Here is a 19,796-nt window from a genome sequence, read left to right as displayed (position 1 = left end):
AGCTCCCATGCCTTCCTCGACCGTTCTCGTCGCCACCGATCTGACTGCCCGCAGTGACCGACCGCTGGACCGCGCCGCCCTGCTGGCCGATCAGATCGGCGCCGCCGTCACCGTCGCCCATGTCATCGAAGGCCCCGGCTTCGACCGCGAGCAGGACGAGGACATCCTGCGCGCCGTCCGCGCCTCGCTGCCGCCCGCTCTGGCCGAGGCCGCCGTGGTGTCGGATCACGGCGCCGCGCCCACGGTCCTGGCCGCCTTGGCGGACAGCGAGAAGGCGGCCGCCATCGTCACCGGAACGGGTCGCTACAACGGGCTGAGCGACTTCTTCCTGGGCACGGCGGTGGACCATCTGGTGCGCCACGCCGGCCAGCCGGTCCTGGTGGTCAAGCGACGCGCGAGCGGCCCCTATCACTCTATCCTGCTGGCCACTGACTATTCCGACGGGGCGCTGCAGGCCTTCCAGACGGCGCTGCGGCTCTTCCCCGACGCCGAGTTTGAACTGGTCAACGCCTACAGCGTGCCGTTCGAGACGCGCGCGCCCTCGGCCGACATCACAGAATCGGCTCGGGAGGAGGCCGAGGCCGAGATGGCCGCCTTTGTCGCCCGCGCCGCACCGCCTCGCCCCGACGCGGTTCGCACCGTTGTCGCCAAGGGCGACGTCCAGACGGTGATGGAGCAGCGCGTCCTCAGAGATGCGCCCGATCTGGTCGTCATCGGCTCGCACGGCCGGAGCGGCTGGGTGCAGGCCACCCTGGGCAGCCAGGCGTCCAACCTGTTGAAGCGCCTGCCTTCCGACGTTCTGGTGGTGCGTCAGACCCGCAACTGAGGCCTAGCCCAAGGCTTCGAACTGATCGACCAGACGCTCCAGCCGCTTGGTGCCGATGGTCCAGAAGGCCGGGTCGCGGGGGTTGAGGCCAAAGGGCTTCAGCGCCTCGACATAGGTGTGGGCCCCGCCGCCCGACAGCAGGTCACGATACAGCGGCGTGAAGGCCGCCGGATCCTTGGCTCGCGTCTCCATCAGGGCCGCGACCAGCAGGTCGCCGAAGGCGTAAGCGTAGACGTAGAAGGGCGAGTGGACGAAGTGGCTGACGTAGGCCCACCAGTTCTCATAGCCCGGGTTCAGCGTCACCGCCGGGCCGAGGCTGGCGCCCAACTCCTCCATCCAGATTTCGCCGAGGCGCTCGACCGAGACCTCGCCCGCCGCGCGCTCGTCGTGGAAACGGGTCTCGAAGCGGTGGAAGGCGATCTGGCGCACCACCGTGTTCAGCCCGTCCTCGATGCGGCCGGCCAGAAGCGCGCGCTGATCGGCAGGCGTCGCCTCGGCCAGCAGGCGGTCGAAGGTCAAACCCTCGGCGAAGATGGAGGCGGTCTCGGCCAGGGTCAGCGGGGTGTCGGCCAGCAGCGAGCCTTGCGCCGCCGCCAGGGTCTGATGCACGCCGTGGCCCAGTTCGTGGGCCAGGGTCAGCAGGTCGCGGCGCTCGCCCATCCAGTTCAGGAAAACGTAGGGGTGGCGATCCGCCGTCACCGGGTGGGCGTAGGCGCCGGACTGCTTGCCCGGCCGCGCCTTGGCGTCGATCCACGGCCTATCGAAGAACCAGGCCGCGCGCTCGGCGAAGTCGCCGCCGAGGTCGGCGAAGCTGGCCAGCACCACCTCGCGCGCCTGCGCCCAGTCATAGGTGCGCGGCGGCGTCGCCTCGATCGGGGCGTTGCGGTCCCAGTGATCCAGCGCCGCCTTGCCCATGGCCTGGGCCTTGAGCGCGTAATAGCGGTGCGAGATGCGCGGATAGGCTTCGGCCACGGCCTCGGCCATGGCGTCGACGCTCTCGCCGTCGACCTCGTTGCCCAGGTGGCGGCTGTCAGCGGGGCGTTTGAAGCCGCGCCACTTGTCTTCCAGCGCCTTGTCGGCGGCGACGGTGTTCATGACCATGGCCATGGTCTGGGCCTTGTCGGCGAAGGCCTTCGACAGGCCTTCGGCGGCGGAGGCGCGCTTGGTCGCGTCGGCGTCGCTGAGACGATTCAGGGCTTCGGACAGGGTCAGGCTTTCGCCGTCCGCCTCGGCCCGCAAAGCCGCCAGGGTCTCGTCGAACAGACGCGGCCACTGGGCCTGAATAGGTCCGCGCTCGGCGATGAAGGTCTCTAGCTCCGTGGACAGTTCGTGCGGCTTCATCGCCCGCACCCGGCGCAGCCAGGGCGACCAGCGCGCGGCGGCGGGATGGGCGGTCAGGGCCGCTTCGATCTCGGCCTCGTCCAGTTGGTTGATCTCCAGCGTCAGCCAGACGGTCGGGGTGGCGATGACCGTCATCTTCTCGCGGATATTGGCCTCGAACCCTTGAGCGCCCGCATCGTCGCGCGCCGTCGAGGCCGCGAGGAAGGCGTAGGCGCCGAGACCGCCCATGACGTCCGCCGCCTGCTCGTACAGGGCGATGGTCTGGCCCAGGGCCGCGCCCAGAGCCGCCGCCTCGCCGCGCTGCCCGACCAGCTTGCCCTGGAAGGCGTTCATCTGATCGACCAGCGCCCGGGCGCGGTCGAGGTCGGCGCCGATGCGCGCATCCTCGCGCGATGCGTAGAAGTCGGACAGGTCCCACAGCGGGGCGTCGGCGAAGTCGGTCGTCTGGACGGGCGCGTTCATGTTCTTGGTTGTGGGGGCGCGGGCGGGCCGGCGCAAGCACCACTCCCTTCCTTCTCCCCTTGCGGGAAAGGGATTGGATCACGGCGCACGCCGGGATGAGCGGGATTGAGGGACGCCGCCTTCTTCTGACAGGGGCGAAGGATGAGCTGAAGACTTCCCCTTCTGGCCGCCCCGGTCCAAGCTCCCTGCAAAGCTCAGGGGGCCACGCCATGACCGACCCGTTCCACGACCAGACCGGCCGCGCCTCGCTGGGCGGCGCGCGGGGGTTGGCCGTCGCCCGCCTCGGCATCGGTCTGGTGCAGGGGCTGCTGCTCTACGGCCTCTATCGCAGCATGGCGACGCACGACGCCCTGACCTGGCCCGCGACCTACCCGCCCCTGTTCGCGGCCCTGGTTCTGGCCTGCGCCTTTACGCCCGTCATGCTGCTGGCCGGGGTCGGACGGTTGTCGGCCAAGGCGCTGGCGCTCTGGGGCGTGGTCGCCGCGGCGGTACTGGCCCTGCTGGGCTGGCACGACGCCGCGCAGCAGGCCAGCGACTATTTCCGCCCGCCCTATCTGCGTTTCCCGGTTGTGGCCTTCGCCGCCACCGCCCTGTTCATCGCTCATCACCTGATCGTCCCGGCGGTCGCAAGCCGCCGCTGGATCGCCGACTTCGACGACTATTTCGACACGGCGTGGAAGGCCGGGGTGCAACTGGTCCTGTCGCTGGGCTTCACCGGGGCCTTCTGGCTGCTGCTCTTCCTCGGCGCGGCCCTGTTCCGCATCATCGGCCTCAGCTTCCTGTCGGACCTGATCGGCGAGGAATGGTTCGCCATCCCCGTCACCTGTCTGGTCTTCGCCGTGGCGGTGCAACTGACCGACGTGCGGGCCGGTCTGATCCGGGGCGTGCGGACCGTGGCCCTGATGCTGCTGTCCTGGCTGCTGCTGGTCATCACGGTTCTGGTCGCGGGCTTCCTTGCGGCCCTGCCCTTCACCGGACTGGATGGATTGTGGAAGACGGGCAGCGCCACGGCCCTGGTGCTGTCGGCCGCCGCCGCTTTGATCATCCTGATCAACACCGCCTATCAGGACGGGCGCGAGGACAACCTGCCGCCGGTCGTGCTTCGCGTCGCCGTGCGGGTCGCCGCCGTCCTGCTGACGCCGTTGGTCCTGATCGCCGTCTGGGGGCTGTCCTTGCGCATCGGCCAGCACGGCCTGACGCCGGACCGGATCATCGCCTCGGCCTGCGCCCTGGTCGGCGTCGTCTATGCGGCGGGCTATGGCTGGGCGGCGCTGTCGCCCTTCTGGAAGAAGACGGCGTGGATGAAACCGTTGGAGCGCACCAATGTCGCCGCCGCCGTCCTGACCGTCGGCGTCATCCTGGCCCTGTTCAGCCCCCTGCTGGACCCCGCCCGCCTGTCGGTCGGGGATCAGATGGCCCGGCTGAAACGCGGCGCCGTCAGCGCGGCCGAGTTCGACTACGCCTTCCTGAAATGGAGCGCGGGTCGGTCAGGCCAACGCGCGCTAGCGGAGCTAGCCCGCTCCGGCGACGCCGACATCGCCGCCCGCGCCAAGCGCGCGCAGGCTTCCACCTCGCGCTACGACGACGAACGGGCCACGCCGCCCAGCAAGCCCCGGATCACCGCCTGGCCCAAGGATGCCGTCCTGCCAGAGGGGTTCGACGCCGCCGTCTCCAGCGGCGACCCGCGCTTCGCCTGCAGCGGCACCGAGGACTGCGTCGCGGTTCTGCGCGACATGAACGGCGACGGTCGTGATGAGATCCTGCTGGCCTCTCGGTTCCAGATCACGCTCTTCGCGCATGAAGCCGAGGGCTGGCGGCCGCGGGCGGATTATCGCGTCGACACCTGCGTCGATCGACGCGGCGCGGACCACCGCGAACTCATCAAGTCGCCGGATATCGCGCCCGTCCCGCCCCTCTGGCCGGACCTGAAGCTCGGAGCAACGACGGCGTTCCGTCAGGCCCGCATCGACTGCCCGCCGTTTATCACGCCCGTTAACCCCTGACTCAGTTCTCCGAAACCCGATCTTCACCCCCTGTCTGCTAAGGGTCAGGTTGAAACGAGCCGATCCCGAACAACGAGGACGGCCGTGACGGTGATGATTTAGGGTGTGTTTCACATGGCCAAGACCGTTCTGGTCGTCGACGATGATCCCACGCAGCGCCGCCTGATTCAGGCAGTGCTCGACCGCGAAGGCTATGCCGTCGTCCACGCCGAGAGCGGGGGCGAGGCCATCGACCGCCTGACCAAGGGCGGCGGCGCCGACGTGGTGCTGCTGGACCTGGTCATGCCCGGCCTGTCGGGGCTGGAGACCCTGGCGGAGATCCGCACGGCGGGCGTGGCCGTGCCGGTCATCGTCCTGACGGCCAACGGCGGCATCGAGACGGTGGTCAAGGCCATGCAGGCCGGAGCCCAGGACTTCTTCGTCAAGCCGGTCGGGCCGGAGCGTCTGCTGATCGGCGTGCGCAACGCCCTGCAACTGACGCAACTGTCGGCCGAGATCGGCCGTCTGAAGAAACACGTCTCGGGCCGGACCTCGTTCGACGACATCGTCGGCGACAGCCCGCCGATGCGGATGGTCAAGGCTCTGGGCGTGCGCGCCGCCAAGTCCGGCATCCCGGTGCTGATCACCGGCGAAAGCGGCGTCGGTAAAGAGGTCATCGCCCGCGCCCTGCACGGCGCCTCGGACCGGGCCGGCAAGCCCTTCGTGGCCGTCAACTGCGGCGCCCTGCCCGCCAATCTGGTCGAGTCCATCCTGTTCGGCCACGAGAAGGGCAGCTTCACCGGCGCCACTGACAAGCACGCCGGCAAGTTCATGGAAGCCAACGGCGGCACCCTGTTCCTGGACGAGATCGGCGAACTGCCGCTGGACATGCAGGTCAAGCTGCTGCGCGCCCTGCAGGAAGGCGAGGTCGATCCGGTCGGATCGAAACGCGCAGTCAAGGTCGACGTCCGCATCGTCTCGGCCACCAATCGCGACCCGGCCCAGCAGGTCAAGGAAGGCGCCTTCCGCGAGGACCTCTTCTATCGCCTGAACGTCTTCCCGATCGAGGCCCCGGCCCTGCGCGAACGGCGCGAGGACATCCCGGCCCTGGTCGAGCACTTCATCGCCCGCTTTAACGTGGAAGAAGGCAAGCGCGTCGCCGGCTGCGCCGTCGAGACCATGGCCCTGCTGCAGGGCTACGACTGGCCCGGCAATGTGCGCCAGTTGGAGAATTCGATCTATCGCGCCCTGGTCCTGGCGGACTCGCCGCTGCTGCAGCCGCACGATTTCCCGGCTATCTCGGGCGTCGCCATGCCGCTGAACCCCGTGGTCTCGCACGAGCGCGCCGAGACGCCGGTCAATGATGTCGGCGCCGAGACCCAGCCCGACAGCCCGGTGCGCATCATCGACGCGCGCGGCCACGTCCGCACCCTGGAAGAGATCGAGCGCGACCTGATCCAGCACGCCATCGAGGTCTATTCGGGCCACATGAGCGAGATCGCCCGACGCCTCGGCATCGGCCGCTCGACCCTGTACCGCAAGGTTCGCGAACAGGGGCTGGAAGAGCAGTTGAAGGAAGCGGGCTGAGGCGACCTCAGCCCGGCTCTGCTCCATAGCGGTTCGATCCTGGCGTCCCCTTCAGGGCCAGCAGGACGATCAGCCCGATCAGGCTGATGATGTAGAGCATGTTGTTGGCGAACAGCAGCAAGAAGGGGCCGATCGCGGCTTCGTCCGACTGCATGACCCGCTCCATCACCCAGGGAAACAGGGTCGTGGCGATCGCGACAAACACCAGCGACGGCAAACCCCACCACCCCGCCCGTCCGGTGTCATGCAACCGCCGCGTTACCGCCGCGGCCAGCAGGACGGCAGCCACGACGACCGTCAGCCGCATGACCCAGAAGAAGGCGCCGAAATCCGGCATCTCCATCCCCGCCGGGTCATGGATCTGAACCGAGTACTGGCCCGGCGCCGCGATCACCGTCGCCTGGTCGGGGTTTTCAGCAGCAAAGCGCGCCGCCTCGCCAAACATGCTCGCCATCGCCGGGATCATGGCCAGCATCAAGCCTACATAGACCAGCACCACAGCCACCAGCGCATAGGGCCAGAATCGCCCGCGCCGGTCCCGACCGCTGAAGTCGGCCAATCGCCGAAAACCGTCCAGAATCGCCGACATCATTCCCCCCCTTGCATCGCCCTGCGACCATTCCGCAGCACGCCCCTGAGTCCAAGCTATGCCATTCGCCGCTCGGCGTCGCCAGGCCGGGGGAACCGAAGCCGTTCCATCCTCTTATCCGCTTCAGGCTCCCCGCAAACCAAGAGGTTCAACATCATGGATTCCGCATTTCGGCTGGACGGCGACGTCGCCATCGTGACCGGCGGAGCCGCCGGCATCGGGCGTGGCATCGCCGAGACCTTTGCCCAGGCCGGGGCCGCCGTGATCGTCACCGACCTGAACAAGGACGGCGCCGATGAGGCGGCGGCGGCCATCGTCGCAGCGGGCGGCCGGGCCGTCGGTCTGGAATGCAACGTCACCGACGAGGCCCATCGGCAGGCCGCCGTGGACGCCGCGATCAAGGCCTTCGGCAAGCTGACGATTCTGGCCAACAACGCCGGCGGCGGCGGACCCAAGCCCTTTGACATGCCGATGAGCGATTTCGAATGGGCCTTCCAGCTCAACGTCTTCGCCATGTTCCGCTTCATGCAGATGGTCGCGCCCCAGATGGAACAGGCGGGCGGCGGGGCGATCCTGAACATTTCCTCGATGGCCGGTGAGAACAAGAACAGCCGCATGGCCTCCTATGGATCGTCCAAGGCGGCGGTCAATCACCTGACCCGCAACGTGGCCTTCGACCTGGGTCCAAGGGGCATCCGCGTCAACGCCATCGCGCCGGGGGCCATCAAGACCCACGCATTGTCCACGGTCCTGACGCCCGAGATCGAAAAGGCCATGCTGAAGCACACGCCGCTGGGTCGGTTGGGCCAGCCGCAGGACATCGCCAACGCCGCCCTCTTCCTGTGCTCGCCCGCCGCGTCATGGGTCAGCGGCCAGGTTCTGACCGTATCCGGCGGCGGGCTTCAGGAACTGGACTGACCCGGCGCCCCGCGACGTGCTAGGCTGTCGGCATGAGCGATCTTCACGATGACACCCCCGCCGACGCTGCCGCCGAGGTTCCGGGCGAAACGCCCCTGCAGCGCGCGCTTCGCCTGAAGAAGGAAGCGCTCGACGCCCGCCCCAAACCGCCGCGCGGCGGTCGCTTCCAGCGCGAACAGGCCGCCCGCATCAAGACCGGCGCGGCGCGACCGTGGATGAGCAAGTAGGCGAGCGTTGAAGCGGACAGGCTGAATGTCCTCTATGGGTGGAAAGCGGACATCCAGCCTTAGACGTGGATGCAGCCCGCCGTGCCCCAGCATGCGAGGATGCCAACAGCCCTGAGGGCAGGCTGTCCTAAGGCGCCCAGTACCCGCGCCAGTTGACCATCCGATGAGCCAAGGTCCCGGTGATCTCGGTCAGGAACGTTAGGAACATCATGAAACCCTCTGCGGGATCATTGATAAGTATGTAAGCCTGCGAGGAGCCTTGGACGTTCAGCAGAAGTCCTTCGTTCCGAACCAGCAGTCCTTGCTTTAGATCCAGAACAAGATCCGGGCGCGTTTCGGTCGTCATGGTTTCTAGGACGGTTTGGAGGGTTGAGAGCGATGATCCGCCATAGGCAACAACCGCGCTGAGAATCCTGGTAGATGGCCAGTCATGGGACACTCCGATCGCTGCCGTTCCCATGATTTTCGGGACTAGTGATCGCACGCTCTTGATGCCTTCGCCAGCGCTCTTCAAAACCGGCCCTGACAACGAGCTTTTTACTTCGACCGTAGCGACGACGCCGTCTGCATAGATGAGATCTATGCCACTAGCGAATGGCAGCCGAGGCACGCTCTTCAAGACCAGAACGACGTCCTGTTGGCTTGAGCGGGTCCCATCGGCGTCGAAAACCTGCCCAGAAACTACACTGACCAGAGCGGGCAAATGGTTTTCTAAGAAGTCTCGTATGGCTTGCTCGCGGATCATGCCTAACGAAGAGCCGTGGGTCATCGCTGCTGAAACAGCGAACTGAGCGTCCAAAACTTGAAGCGCATTCTGGCAGTAAGCGCGGAGTATAGATGGCATTAGGACGCCTCAGATCGTGGTCGCCCTCCATTTGCCTGCACCTATGTCGCGAGTGCAACCCGATACTGGGGAGCTCGCCCGACCAACGTCCGTACGCAAACCGGACGTCCGCAACGTCCACAACGGGTCGAAAGCAGTCATCTCCAAGCGCGCCACAAGCCGTCGCCCGGACGGGCCGAAGGGGCGATCCGGGGCCCAGGCGCGAAATCCATTGGCAGGCGCGGAAAAGCCCTAGCCGCCTGTGTTCCGGGTTCGCTTCGCGCTCCGGAATGACGGCGGGAGGGCGGAGAGCCGCCTGTCACTCCTGCGCCTTCTTCGCCTTCTTCATCCAGGGGCGGGTTTCCTCGCCGTTGGCCTTGGCGGTGATTTCCTTGAGCTTGCGGGTCTGCATGGTCGAAAAGGCCTGACCCGGGGCGCCCTTTTCGGGGTCGGCGAAGGCGCGGCCGTGGGTTTCGATTCGCTCGCCGACCGAATCGAGGAAGTCGCCTTCCCATTCGGACAGTGAAACGCCCGCCTTCTCTGCCGAGCGGCGGGCGCGTTTCAGGGCGTTCAGGGCGGACCGCTTGGCGACTTCCTTCTGCTGCTCCCAAGGGCTCAGCGAAGGCTTCTTTTTTGGGGCGCTATCGCCCTTCGGGCTGCTTGAGTGCAGATTAGAGGCGCTACCGTCCTTCGGGCCGCCGTTAAGGCCGTTCGAGCGCGTCAAACCGCTGGAGCGCAACTTGGATGCGCCGCCGCCCTTCAGGCTGCTGGAGCGTGAAGGGCGGTCGCTGGGGGGCTTGAAGGGCGTGCGCTTCAGGCCCGCCTCCCTCAGATCTCGCCGAGGGCCGAGAGGTAGAGGTCGAGAATCGCTTCTTCTTCCTGACGCTTGGCCTTGTCCTGCTTGCGCAGGCGCAGGACCTTGCGCAGGACCTTGACGTCATAGCCCTCGCCCTTGGCCTCGGCGAAGACCTCCTTCATGTCGACCATGACGGCCTGCTTGTCCTCTTCGAGGCGCTCCAGGCGTTCGATGATCGAGCGCAGACGGCCCTGGGCCGTGGCGGTCAGGACGTCGGGATTGTCGAAGGCGGGGGCGTCGTCGGCCATGAGGAAAGCTCCGAAACTTGAATTGGCCGGCGGGCGACCGTGCCCCCACTCTCAAGCAGACCGGGGGGCGGCAGGGCAAGAAGGGAATCGCCCCGACAGACCTCAAGGGCGAATCGCGCCCCATGCCGAGGCCTGACGTCGGACACGAAAAAGGCTGCGGGCATCGCCCGCAGCCTTTGAATATCGCAACCGCGGCGCCGGATCGGCGCCGACGCGGTCTTAGCCTTGCTTGGCCTTGAAGCGCGGATCGGTCTTGTTGATCACATAGACCACGCCCTTGCGGCGAACGATCTTGCAGTCGCGGTGGCGACCCTTGAGCGACTTAAGCGAGCTGCGGACCTTCATGGTCGGACGTCCCGAAGATTGGAGGCCCGTGAGGGCGGTCAAAAACAAATGCGCGAAACCCTGCGAACAGGACCTTGCGGCGGAGCGGTGCGTATAGAGAGGCCCTCGCCTTTCGTCAACATTCCGCGCGGGGATTCCGTTGGAGGCCTGGCCTCCGGGTCGAACGGAGGGTCTCCGGACATGCACGTCCGGCGCGTCACCCCTCCGCCACCAGGCCGCGTCCAAGGGAGCCGAAATGTAAAACCGCGTTCGTTAAGAGGCGACTTTCGCAAAGGGTTAGCGACGGCTTAACCCTTTTCACGGAAACCCCTTTTGGCTTCGCGCGCTTGTGATTGGTAGTGGAATTCGGGGGCGTTAGCCTGTGGTCATGCGTATCGCCTATCGTCTTGTCCTGTTGGGTTCTGTCGCCGCCTGCGCGCCCATGGTTCCCACGCCGCCTCAACCGCAGCCTGTTCCGCCCGCTGTCGTCGAGCCCGCCCCCGCGACGCCGCCGTCAACGCCGCCTGCCGCCGTGGATCTGACCGACGCCTATGATCAGGCCGGGTTCGAGGCGTGGAAACAGGGCTTCCTCGATCGCCACGGCGGCGCACGGAAATGGGAATATTCGCGCGAGCTGAACGGCGTCACGCCGAACGCCAGCGTTATCCGACTGGACCGCAACCAGCCCGAATTCTCGCGCCCGGCCGGCGCCTATATCCAGAGCGCCACCGCCCCCAGCCGAATCGCCATGGCCCGCCAGCGCGTCGACCGCGTGCCCTGGGACGTGACCCAGAGATTCGGCGTGCCGACCGAAATCCTGCTGGGCGTCTGGGCCCAGGAGAGCGCCTTCGGCCAGGTCCAGGGCGACTTCGACGTCATCCGCTCGCTGGCGACCCTGGCCTATGACGGCCGCCGCCGCGCCTGGGCCGAGGACCAGCTGAAGAACGCCCTCGACATCGTGGTGGACGGCAAGCGCGCCCGCAGCGGCCTGAAAGGCAGCTGGGCGGGGGCCATGGGCCAGACCCAGTTCATGCCCGACAGCTATCTGAGACTGGGCGTGGATCAGAACGGCGACGGCAAGGTCGACATCTGGGGCTCGGACGCCGACGCCCTGGCCTCGGCGGCGAACCTGCTGGCCCAGGCGGGGTGGAAGCGCGGGCAGGGCTGGGCCTATGAGGTCATCCTGCCCGCCAACTTCGACTACAGCCAGGCCGAGGGGCCGAAGCACGACTGGGCCTTCTGGTCGGTGCGCGGCGTGCGACTGGCCAACGGCGCGGCGCTGAATGCGGACGAAGCCGCCGAGGGCGCGACCATCCTGCTACCGCAGGGCGCCAAGGGGCCGGTCTTCCTGGCCCTGCCCAACCACTATGTGATCCGGCGCTACAACAACTCGGTCAGCTATGCGCTCGCCATCGGCCTGATCGCCGACGGGGTGCAGGGCAAGCCCGCCCTGACCGCCGCCTGGCCCAATGACGGCCCCCTGACCCGCGAACAGCGCGTCGGCGCCCAGCAGGCCCTGACGCGGATGGGCTTCGACACCCAGGGCGTGGACGGCGTCATCGGCTCCAACACCCGCGCGGCGCTCCGCCGCTGGCAGCAGGCCAACGGGCGGGTGGCGGACGGCTATCTGACCGACGTGCTGGCGGACGAGTTGATCCGCCGGGCGCGCTAAAGCCCCGCAGGCCAACAAAAAAGCCCCGCTGGCGACAGCGGGGCTTTTCATTGCGGATTGCCGAGGGATCAGCCCTTCACGCGCCAGGTGGCGCCTTGCGGGCCGTCCATAACGACCACGTTCAATTCGTTCAGGCGGTCGCGAATGCGGTCCGCCTCGCCCCAGTTCTTTTCGGCCCGGGCGACGGCGCGTTGTTCCAGCAGGCCCTCGACCTCAGCCTTCAGCGCCGGATCGCCACCCTCGAACCAGTCGTCGGGCGTCAGGGCCAGAACGCCCAGCAGGCCGGCAGCCTCCTGCAGCGACCAGCGGGCCATGGCTACGTCGTTGATGTCGGCCTCGGCGTCGTTCAGCAGGTCGCGCAGGGCGTTGCCCAGACCGAACAGCTGGGCGATGGCCCCCGGCGTATTCAGGTCGTCCTCCAGCGCGTCCAGCACCGGGTCCAGCGCATTCTCGGCCAGCTCCATCTCGGCCTCTTCCAGCGTGGAGAGATCGAAATCGCCCAGCCTGGCGTCAGCGTCGCGCAGGACGCCGTACAGGCGATCCAAGTTCTTGCGGCTCTGGTCCAGCAGGGTCTGGTTCCAGTCCAGCGGCTGACGATAGTGGGCGCTCAGCAGGGCCCAGCGCACCACCTCGCCCGGCATGGCCTTCACCAGATCATGCAGCAGCAGGACGTTGCCGATCGACTTGGACATCTTCTCGGCATCCACGGTCAGGAAGCCGTTGTGCATCCAGTAGCGGGCGTATTCGTCGTGCGCCGCATCGCCGTGGGCGTGGCCGTGGGCGCAGACGCCCTGAGCGATCTCGTTCTCGTGGTGCGGGAAGACCAGGTCGATGCCGCCGCCGTGGATGTCGATGGGCAGCCCCAGGGTCTTCTCGATCATGGCCGAGCATTCGATGTGCCAGCCGGGACGACCCGTACCCCAGGGGCTCGGCCAGGACGGCTCGTCCGCCTTGGACGGCTTCCACAGGACAAAGTCGTGCGGGTTCTTTTTATAAGGCGCGACCTCGACGCGGGCGCCGGCGATCATGTCGTCCAGATTGCGGCCCGACAGCGCGCCATAGGACGGATAGGAGGAGACGTCGAACAGGACGTGGCCCTCGGCGGCGTAGGCGTTGCCGGCGTCGATGATGGCCTGGATCTGGGCCGTGATGGCCTCGATGTAGTCGGTGACGTGCGGGGCGATGTCAGGCGGGCTGACGTTCAGCAGGCCCATGTCGGCCAGATAGGCGGCCTCGTAGCGGGCCGTGATCTCGCCGATGGCGACGCCCTCCTTGGCCGCCTTGGCGTTGATCTTGTCGTCCACGTCGGTGACGTTGCGGGCGTAGACGACCTTGTCCGTTCCGTACGTCCGGCGCAGCAGCCGCACCAGGACGTCGAACACCACCGGCGGGCGCGCATTGCCGATATGGGCGTAGTCATAGACCGTCGGACCGCAGACATAGAGCGTCACCCGGTTCGGATCGCGCGGCGTGAAGGCGCGCTTTTCACGGCGAAGGGTGTCGTGGATGTGCAACGGCATGGGTGACAGTCTTTTGCGAGTTTTCTTGCGGGACGGACGACGTGTCCCATATAGCGGCCTGATACACAGTCATACTTGATTGGTAAAAGGTAGCCTTGGCGGTCTCCCCGCCCCGCTGGATCAGTTCATGAGCACTTCGCCCGCCAAGCCCGTCCTCGTCACCGAAGAGACCGCCGTTGTGCGCCCCAGCCGCGAACAGGCGCTGGAGGCCGTGCGCACCCTGATCGCCTGGGCGGGCGACAATCCCTCGCGCCCCGGCCTGATCGACACGCCCAAGCGCGTCGTCGACGCCTATGGCGAATGGTTCGACGGATATGACGCCGATGCGGGCAAGGAGCTGTCGCGCACCTTCGAGGACGTGACCGGCTATGACGACATGGTCATCCTGCGCGACATCGAGATCGAGAGCCACTGCGAGCACCACATGGCTCCCTTCCTCGGCAAGGCCTATGTCGCCTATCTGCCGGGCGAGAAGGTCGTGGGCATCTCCAAGCTGGCGCGCGTGGTCGAGATCTTCGCCCGCCGCCTGCAGAACCAGGAGACGCTGACCAACGACATCATCGAGGCGATCGAATCGCACCTGCAGCCGCGCGGCGTCGCCGTCCTGCTGGATGCGGCGCACCAGTGCATGACCACGCGCGGCGTGCATCACCGCCACGTCACGACCATCACCACCCGCTTCACCGGCGCCTTCAAGAATGATCCAGCCCTGGCCGACCGCTTCCTGAAACTGGCGCGGGGCTAAAGGCCGGGCGGGAAAGGGGTTTGAACCGGTCGTCTCGCAACTGCGAAGCGGCCGGTTATGCAATCTTATTGCCCTCTGACGCGAATTCGTCACGCAAGACGCCTTTACAAGCCCGGCGCGGGACGCCAAGACACGAAACATACCTTTGAGTGCTGCTCGCCAGAGAACGCGGGCTGTGATGGGAGACGACGGCGTATGGGCTCTAAACTTTCCGGTCCCGCGGGCCAGGGCGGCAAAACGATTCAACAGAACGCGGACATCAACGTCACGCCGTTCGTCGACATCATGCTGGTGCTGCTGATCATCTTCATGGTCGCCGCGCCGCTGGCCACCGTGTCGATCAAGCTGGACCTGCCGCCGGCAATCCCGAGCGAGACGAATGAGAAGCCCAAGGAACCCGTGTACGTCACGATCCAGGAATCGGGCAGCATCTACATCGCCGAGAAAGAAACCTCGGTCGCCACCCTGCCGGCCGACGTCTGCGCCGCTCAGAACGTGACCACCGACTGCCGTGAAGAGCGCGTCTTCGTCCGCGCCCAGCCGGAAGTGAAGTACAACCAGTTCATGGAAGTCATGAACAAGCTTCAGGAAAACGGCTTCTACAAGGTCGGCCTTCTGAACGAAGACATCGAGTAGGACTTACCCTCCGCTCTCAAGAATCAGGGCCGCCCCTTCGGGAGCGGCCCTTTTTCTTTGCCCGGACTTCAACAGAGCGCTTGCCCTGCCCCCCGCCGCCGTTCTTGATGACGGCTGTGAGTTTCGGGGGAAATCGCCATGCGTCGTCGCACCTTCCTGTCCAGCCTGCCGGCCGGCGCCCTTCTGGCGGGGGCCGGATCGGTCGCCGCGCAAACCGGGACGCCTCGCCGGGAACAGGTACAGTCTGCAGCTCCTGCGCCACGCCCGGCTGATCCTTACGCCGGCGTCGGGATCGGCGACCGGGTGACGGGACCCAAGTTCGTCGGCCGCTCGACGGTCTGGGGCGCCAACGGCGCCGCCGCCACGGCCCATCCCGCCGCCACCCTGATCGGTCTGGACACCCTGAGGCGCGGCGGCTCGGCCATCGACGCGGCTATCGCCATCAACGCCGCCCTGGGCTTCCTGGAGCCGACCGCCAACGGCATCGGCGGGGACGCCTTCTGCCTGATGTGGGACCCGGCCCAGAAAAAGGTCGTCGGCTTCAACGGTTCGGGCAACAGCCCGCGCGGCCTGTCGCTGGCCACCGCCCGGTCCAAGGCCGGTCCCGACGGCTACCTGCCCAAATACGGCGCCGTGACGGTCAACGTGCCCGGCACGGTCGACGCCTGGTGGAGCGCCCACCAGCGCTACGGCAAGCTGCCGTGGAAGGACGTTCTGATCCCCGTCGCCGAACTGTGCGAACAGGGCGTGCCCGTGCCCGAGGTCATCGCCTGGTATCTGGAACGCAACATGGCCGGTTTCGACCGCGCCAACGCCCAGATCGAGGAAAACGACAATCGCAAGAAGGTGTACCGTCCCCACGGCCGCACGCCGAAGACGGGCGAAGTCTTCGCCAATCCCGACCTAGGCCGCACCCTGCGCCTAATCGCCGAGGGCGGCCGCGACGCCTTCTATGACGGCGTCATCGCCGACCATATCGAACGCTATTTCAAGCGCATCGGCGGCTGGATGACCCGCGCCGACCTGGCCGCCCACCGCACCGAATGGGTCGAGCCGCTGATGACCACCTATCGCGGGGTCGAGGTCTATTCCCTGGGGCCGAACACCCAGGGCCTGTCGACCAACCAGATCCTCAACATCTGCGAGCAGTTCGACCTCAAGGCCATGGGCTTCCAGTCCGCCGCCTCGATCCACGTCCAGGCCGAGGCCAAGCGTCTGGCCTTCGAGGACCGGGCCCGCTACTTCGCCGACGAGCGCTTCGCCAAGGCTCCGACGGCGTGGCTGAACTCCAAGGCCTACGCCGCCGAGCGGGCAAGGCTGATCAACCCGAACCGCGTCATGGACCGGGTCTTCCCCGGCGACGCCCCGACCCAGGGCGACACCACCTATTTCAGCGTGGCCGACAAGGACGGCATGATGGTCAGCTGGATCCAGTCCAACTATCGCGGCATGGGTTCGGGCCTGACGCCAGACGGCCCGGACGGCGGCACCCTGGGCTTCATGTTCCAGGACCGGGGCGAGCTGTTCTCGCTCACCGACGGCCACCCCAATGTCTATGCGCCGGGCAAGCGCCCCTTCCACACCATCATCCCCGGTTTCGCCTGCAAGGACGGCGAGCCGTGGATGGCCTATGGCGTCATGGGCGGCGGGATGCAGCCGCAGGGTCAGGCCCAGATCATCATCAACATGGTCGACTACGGCCTGGACCCGCAGGAGGCCGGCGACAGCCCCCGCTGGCAGCACTACGGCTCGTCCGAACCGACCGGCCAGCCCGCCGAGGGTGTCGGCAAGCTGCACCTGGAATCCGGCGTGCCTGAAGCCACCAAGCAGCAGTTGACCGCCATGGGCTGGGACCTCGGCCCGCCCGACGGCGGCTTCGGCGGCTATCAGAACGTCATGAAGCAGATCAACGAACAGGGCCGCTGGACCTACGGCGCGGCGACCGAGATGCGCAAGGACGGCAACGCCCTGGCCTATTGATCTGATCATCTTGAGGAGCCGCTCATGATCGCCGCTCTTGTCGCCGCCGGGCTGCTGTCGGCGCTCGACTGGTCTGACGGGTGCCGTCCTGTCGCAGGGTCCGAGGCCCTTTGGCGCGACGACGTCCGCTATGTCTTCGTCGGCGAGACCCATGGCACGACCGAAGCCCCCGCAGCCTTCGCCGACCTGGTCTGCGCGGCGCTGGAACAGGGGCCGGTGACGGTCTCGGTCGAGTACCCGGTGCAGATGCAGCCGACGCTGGACGCCTTCATGGCCGCCGACAGCGACACTGCCGCGCGGGCCACCCTCGCCGCCTATGAATACGGCCCCTTCGTCCACCATGATGGGCGGGGCAGCGGCGCCATGCTGGACCTGCTGCTGCGTCTGCGGGGCATGGCGAAGGCGGGCAAGGACCTGACCCTGGTCGCCTCCGTGCCGGACAGCCCTCGTATCGAGGGCTTTCGCCAGTCCTATTCGGAAATGGATCGCGCCGTCCTCTGGGGACGTCAGGCCATGGCGCGACCACAGGCTCGCGTTCTCGCGCTGGTTGGACGGGTCCATGCGGAAAAGGTCCGCCGCGTCGGCTCGCCGTTGGGCTTGCCCGCCGCCGCCCATATCCGGCCTGAAGAGACCCTGTCGCTGACCCTCGCCCATCAGGGCGGCGAGGCCTGGATGTGCCTGGATGACTGCGGCCCGGCGCCGGTCCCTGAGACTGATGACCTGGCAACGCGCGGCGTCGCCCTGGCGCCCCAGCAGGACGGAAAGTTCGACGGCCTGCTGGCGCTCGGCCCGGTCACGGCCTCGCCGCCAGTCGCGCCTTGACGCCGGTCGATCTTACCGGCCGCTGGACCGGCGTCTATTTCTATCCGGTGGACGCCGAGTTCAACCCGGACGACGCCCTGCCGCCGACGCCGTTCAAGGCCCAGCTTCATGACGTCGGCGGCGAGGTCACAGGGTCCACGCTGGAGCCGGACAACCTCGGCCCCATTGGTGCTCCACCGATCCCGGCGCAGTTAGAAGGGCATCATTTCGATGGCCGACTGGTTTTCACCAAGTTTCCGAACGGCGGCGGGCAGACCCACACCATAGACTATGTCGGTTCCATATCGGCGGACGGGAACAGCATCACGGGGCGCTGGGTGATCCACGGCGACTGGTCGGGCCCGTTCCAGATGCAGCGCAACCTGGTGCCGGCGGTCACGGCGCTTGATGTCGTCACGACCGCTTGACCTGACGCCACGTCAATCACCTAGAGTTCGTTTCCAAACAGGACGGACCCAATGACCGAGCTCGTGACCCGCGACTTCACCGCCCCGGCCGCCGACGGCTATCCGCTGTCGATGCGCCTGATCTCCGCGGCCGAGCCGCGCATTGCGGTGCTGGTGTCATCGGGGACCGGCTTTCCCAAGGGCTTTTACGAACGGTTTGCCCGGCATCTGGCCGAGCAGGGCGCGGCGGTGCTGACCTATGACTTCCGGGGCATAGCCGGGTCGCGGCCCGATGATCTGAAGGGGATGGCGATGGACTATCCCGACTGGGGTCGGCTGGATATGCCCGCCGCTCTGGACGCCCTGATCGCGGCGGCGCCGGGCCTGCGCGTCGTCCATGTCGGTCACAGCGTCGGCGGGCACTTTCTGGGCTTCATGAACAATCAGGACCGGATCGAGCGCCACGCCTTCGTCTCGGTCGGCACTGGTTGGTGGGGCGGGCACCACCGATCCTACAATCCGATGGAGCTCTTCTTCTGGCTGGGTTTCGGCCCGTTCAGCCTTATGCGGCACGGCTATATCAAGGGCGGCGGTCTGTGGGGCGGGACCGACCTGCCGCGCGGGGTCTTCACCACCTGGCGGCGCTGGTGCCTGAAGCGGGAATACTTCTCGCGCGAGCTGGAAACGACGCTGCGGCCGCACCACTATGAGGCCGTGACCGCCCCGATCCGCTCGTGGATCTTCACCGACGATCCCATCGCCACGCCGAACACGGCGCGCGACCTGCTCACGGTCTACCCCAAAGCCCCATCCGAGATCAGCGTCCACACGCCGGGCGACTTCGGCGCGCGGCGCATTGGCCATGAAGGGGCCTTCCGCAAGGGGATGGAGCCTTTGTGGGCGCGGATTTTCCATTGGCTGGACAATGGCGACGCCTGATCGGGCGCCTATATCGAGCCCTCCTGATCCCGCGGAGCCTCCCCATGCCCTATTCCGACCAGCCCACCGTCACCGCCTCGGGCGTGGAGATTCCGCTTCTGGGCTTCGGTACCTGGCAGCTGGAAGCCGAGGACGCGCGGCGCATGGTCCGTGAGGCCCTGCGCATCGGCTATCGCCACATCGACACGGCCTGGATCTACAAGAACGAGAAGGCCGTGGGCGACGGCATCGCCGACGCCGTGGCTGAAGGGATCGTGGCGCGCGAGGAGATCTTCGTCACCACCAAGATCTGGGTCGAGCACTTCCACCGCGACGCCCTGCTGCGCCAGGCCGAGGAATCGGCCATCAGCCTGGGCCTGACGCCCGACCTGCTGCTGTTGCACTGGCCCAAGCCGACGCCATCGCTCAAGGAGACCATCGACGCCCTGAACGCGGCGCAAGAACAGGGCTTCACCCGCCACATCGGCCTGTCGAACTTCCCCTCGGCCCTGTTCCGCGAGGCGGCGGCCCTGTCCAAGGCCCCGCTGATCACCAATCAGGTCGAATACCATCCCTACCTGTCGCAGAAGACCCTGATCGAGACGGCGCGCGAGCTGGGCTCCTCGATCACCGCCTGGTCGCCGCTGGCACAGGGCAAGATCGCCGACGACGCCGTAATCGGCGACATCGCCAAGGCCCACGGCAAGACCAACGGCCAGGTCACCCTGCGCTGGATCATCCAGCAGGGCGTCGTCGCCATCCCTCGCACCGCCAAGGAAAGCCGCGCGGCCGAGAATTTCGACATCTTCGACTTCGAACTGTCGGCGGACGACATGTCCCGCATTCACGCCCTGGCCCGTCCCGACGGCCGCCTGGGCGACTGGCTGGACGCGGCCTTCCAATGGGATCAGGATGCCTGACCTCACAGCGTCAT

General features: G+C 67.0%; 20 protein-coding genes. 13 read left to right on the top strand and 7 right to left on the bottom strand.

Annotated features, from left to right (window positions below; all coding sequences use genetic code 11):
* Nucleotides 1–7 precede the first annotated feature (7 nt).
* On the top strand, nucleotides 8–826 hold the full coding sequence (locus ACIQTU_RS05210; protein ID WP_400543305.1) for a universal stress protein: 819 nt from the start codon (nucleotides 8–10) through the stop codon (nucleotides 824–826).
* Between the two features lie 3 nt (nucleotides 827–829).
* Here ACIQTU_RS05210 and ACIQTU_RS05205 read toward each other — a convergent pair whose 3' ends face one another.
* Nucleotides 830–2,629, bottom strand: a complete 1,800-nt coding sequence (locus ACIQTU_RS05205) for a M3 family oligoendopeptidase (protein WP_400543784.1) — start codon at nucleotides 2,627–2,629, stop codon at nucleotides 830–832.
* A gap of 209 nt (nucleotides 2,630–2,838) precedes the next feature.
* Between ACIQTU_RS05205 and ACIQTU_RS05200 the strand changes: the two genes are divergently transcribed.
* Nucleotides 2,839–4,632 (top strand): DUF4153 domain-containing protein, encoded by a 1,794-nt coding sequence (locus ACIQTU_RS05200; protein ID WP_400543302.1) that lies wholly within the window; start codon nucleotides 2,839–2,841, stop codon nucleotides 4,630–4,632.
* A gap of 114 nt (nucleotides 4,633–4,746) precedes the next feature.
* Nucleotides 4,747–6,198, top strand: coding sequence for a sigma-54-dependent transcriptional regulator (locus ACIQTU_RS05195; protein WP_400543299.1), 1,452 nt, complete (start codon nucleotides 4,747–4,749; stop codon nucleotides 6,196–6,198).
* 7 nt (nucleotides 6,199–6,205) lie between these two features.
* Here ACIQTU_RS05195 and ACIQTU_RS05190 read toward each other — a convergent pair whose 3' ends face one another.
* Nucleotides 6,206–6,787 carry a DUF805 domain-containing protein gene (locus ACIQTU_RS05190; protein ID WP_400543296.1) on the bottom strand — a complete coding sequence of 194 codons (582 nt, stop codon included), beginning with the start codon at nucleotides 6,785–6,787 and terminating at the stop codon, nucleotides 6,206–6,208.
* A 156-nt stretch (nucleotides 6,788–6,943) separates the two neighbouring features.
* On the opposite strand from ACIQTU_RS05190, the gene hdhA reads away from it, so the two are divergent.
* Complete coding sequence (gene hdhA, locus ACIQTU_RS05185; RefSeq protein WP_400543293.1) at nucleotides 6,944–7,705, top strand: 7-alpha-hydroxysteroid dehydrogenase; 762 nt, start codon at nucleotides 6,944–6,946, stop codon at nucleotides 7,703–7,705.
* Between the two features lie 32 nt (nucleotides 7,706–7,737).
* Nucleotides 7,738–7,932: a hypothetical protein gene (locus ACIQTU_RS05180; RefSeq protein WP_400543290.1), complete on the top strand. Its 195-nt coding sequence runs from the start codon at nucleotides 7,738–7,740 to the stop codon at nucleotides 7,930–7,932.
* Between the two features lie 127 nt (nucleotides 7,933–8,059).
* Here the strand turns inward: ACIQTU_RS05180 and ACIQTU_RS05175 are convergent, their stop codons facing one another.
* From ACIQTU_RS05175 to ykgO, 4 genes are all read right to left on the bottom strand, one after another.
* On the bottom strand, nucleotides 8,060–8,731 hold the full coding sequence (locus tag ACIQTU_RS05175; protein WP_400543288.1) for a DUF6602 domain-containing protein: 672 nt from the start codon (nucleotides 8,729–8,731) through the stop codon (nucleotides 8,060–8,062).
* Nucleotides 8,732–9,074: 343 nt separating this feature from the next.
* On the bottom strand, nucleotides 9,075–9,374 hold the full coding sequence (locus tag ACIQTU_RS05170; protein ID WP_400543781.1) for a hypothetical protein: 300 nt from the start codon (nucleotides 9,372–9,374) through the stop codon (nucleotides 9,075–9,077).
* A 209-nt stretch (nucleotides 9,375–9,583) separates the two neighbouring features.
* Nucleotides 9,584–9,859, bottom strand: coding sequence for a DUF2312 domain-containing protein (locus ACIQTU_RS05165; protein ID WP_331032779.1), 276 nt, complete (start codon nucleotides 9,857–9,859; stop codon nucleotides 9,584–9,586).
* A gap of 219 nt (nucleotides 9,860–10,078) precedes the next feature.
* A complete protein-coding gene (gene ykgO / locus ACIQTU_RS05160; RefSeq protein WP_006274063.1) occupies nucleotides 10,079–10,204 on the bottom strand; it encodes a type B 50S ribosomal protein L36 in 126 nt (41 codons plus the stop codon).
* A gap of 367 nt (nucleotides 10,205–10,571) precedes the next feature.
* On the opposite strand from ykgO, the gene ACIQTU_RS05155 reads away from it, so the two are divergent.
* Nucleotides 10,572–11,855 carry a lytic murein transglycosylase gene (locus ACIQTU_RS05155; RefSeq protein WP_400543285.1) on the top strand — a complete coding sequence of 428 codons (1,284 nt, stop codon included), beginning with the start codon at nucleotides 10,572–10,574 and terminating at the stop codon, nucleotides 11,853–11,855.
* 68 nt (nucleotides 11,856–11,923) lie between these two features.
* Here ACIQTU_RS05155 and cysS read toward each other — a convergent pair whose 3' ends face one another.
* Entirely contained in the window at nucleotides 11,924–13,375 is a 1,452-nt protein-coding gene (gene cysS / locus ACIQTU_RS05150) for a cysteine--tRNA ligase (RefSeq protein WP_400543283.1), read from the bottom strand.
* A gap of 127 nt (nucleotides 13,376–13,502) precedes the next feature.
* Here cysS and folE point away from each other — a divergent pair, with 127 nt between their 5' ends.
* From folE to ACIQTU_RS05115, 7 genes are all read left to right on the top strand, one after another.
* Nucleotides 13,503–14,120 carry a GTP cyclohydrolase I FolE gene (gene folE, locus ACIQTU_RS05145; RefSeq protein ID WP_400543281.1) on the top strand — a complete coding sequence of 206 codons (618 nt, stop codon included), beginning with the start codon at nucleotides 13,503–13,505 and terminating at the stop codon, nucleotides 14,118–14,120.
* A 195-nt stretch (nucleotides 14,121–14,315) separates the two neighbouring features.
* Nucleotides 14,316–14,756, top strand: coding sequence for a biopolymer transporter ExbD (locus tag ACIQTU_RS05140; RefSeq protein ID WP_400543279.1), 441 nt, complete (start codon nucleotides 14,316–14,318; stop codon nucleotides 14,754–14,756).
* Nucleotides 14,757–14,894: 138 nt separating this feature from the next.
* Nucleotides 14,895–16,736 carry a gamma-glutamyltransferase family protein gene (locus ACIQTU_RS05135; RefSeq protein WP_400543277.1) on the top strand — a complete coding sequence of 614 codons (1,842 nt, stop codon included), beginning with the start codon at nucleotides 14,895–14,897 and terminating at the stop codon, nucleotides 16,734–16,736.
* A 24-nt stretch (nucleotides 16,737–16,760) separates the two neighbouring features.
* Nucleotides 16,761–17,558 carry a hypothetical protein gene (locus ACIQTU_RS05130; RefSeq protein WP_400543274.1) on the top strand — a complete coding sequence of 266 codons (798 nt, stop codon included), beginning with the start codon at nucleotides 16,761–16,763 and terminating at the stop codon, nucleotides 17,556–17,558.
* Nucleotides 17,555–17,965: a hypothetical protein gene (locus ACIQTU_RS05125; protein WP_400543271.1), complete on the top strand. Its 411-nt coding sequence runs from the start codon at nucleotides 17,555–17,557 to the stop codon at nucleotides 17,963–17,965. Before ACIQTU_RS05130 ends, ACIQTU_RS05125 begins: the two co-directional genes overlap by 4 nt.
* A 51-nt stretch (nucleotides 17,966–18,016) precedes the next feature.
* A complete protein-coding gene (locus tag ACIQTU_RS05120; protein WP_400543268.1) occupies nucleotides 18,017–18,883 on the top strand; it encodes an alpha/beta fold hydrolase in 867 nt (288 codons plus the stop codon).
* Between the two features lie 44 nt (nucleotides 18,884–18,927).
* Nucleotides 18,928–19,782 (top strand): aldo/keto reductase, encoded by an 855-nt coding sequence (locus ACIQTU_RS05115; RefSeq protein ID WP_400543265.1) that lies wholly within the window; start codon nucleotides 18,928–18,930, stop codon nucleotides 19,780–19,782.
* Nucleotides 19,783–19,796: the final 14 nt, after the last annotated feature.

Origin of the sequence: Brevundimonas sp. NPDC090276, from assembly GCF_044772165.1 — a bacterium.
Lineage (GTDB): Bacteria > Pseudomonadota > Alphaproteobacteria > Caulobacterales > Caulobacteraceae > Brevundimonas.
Note: the sequence above shows the minus strand (reverse complement) of the source record. Positions and strands in the feature narration are given on the sequence as shown.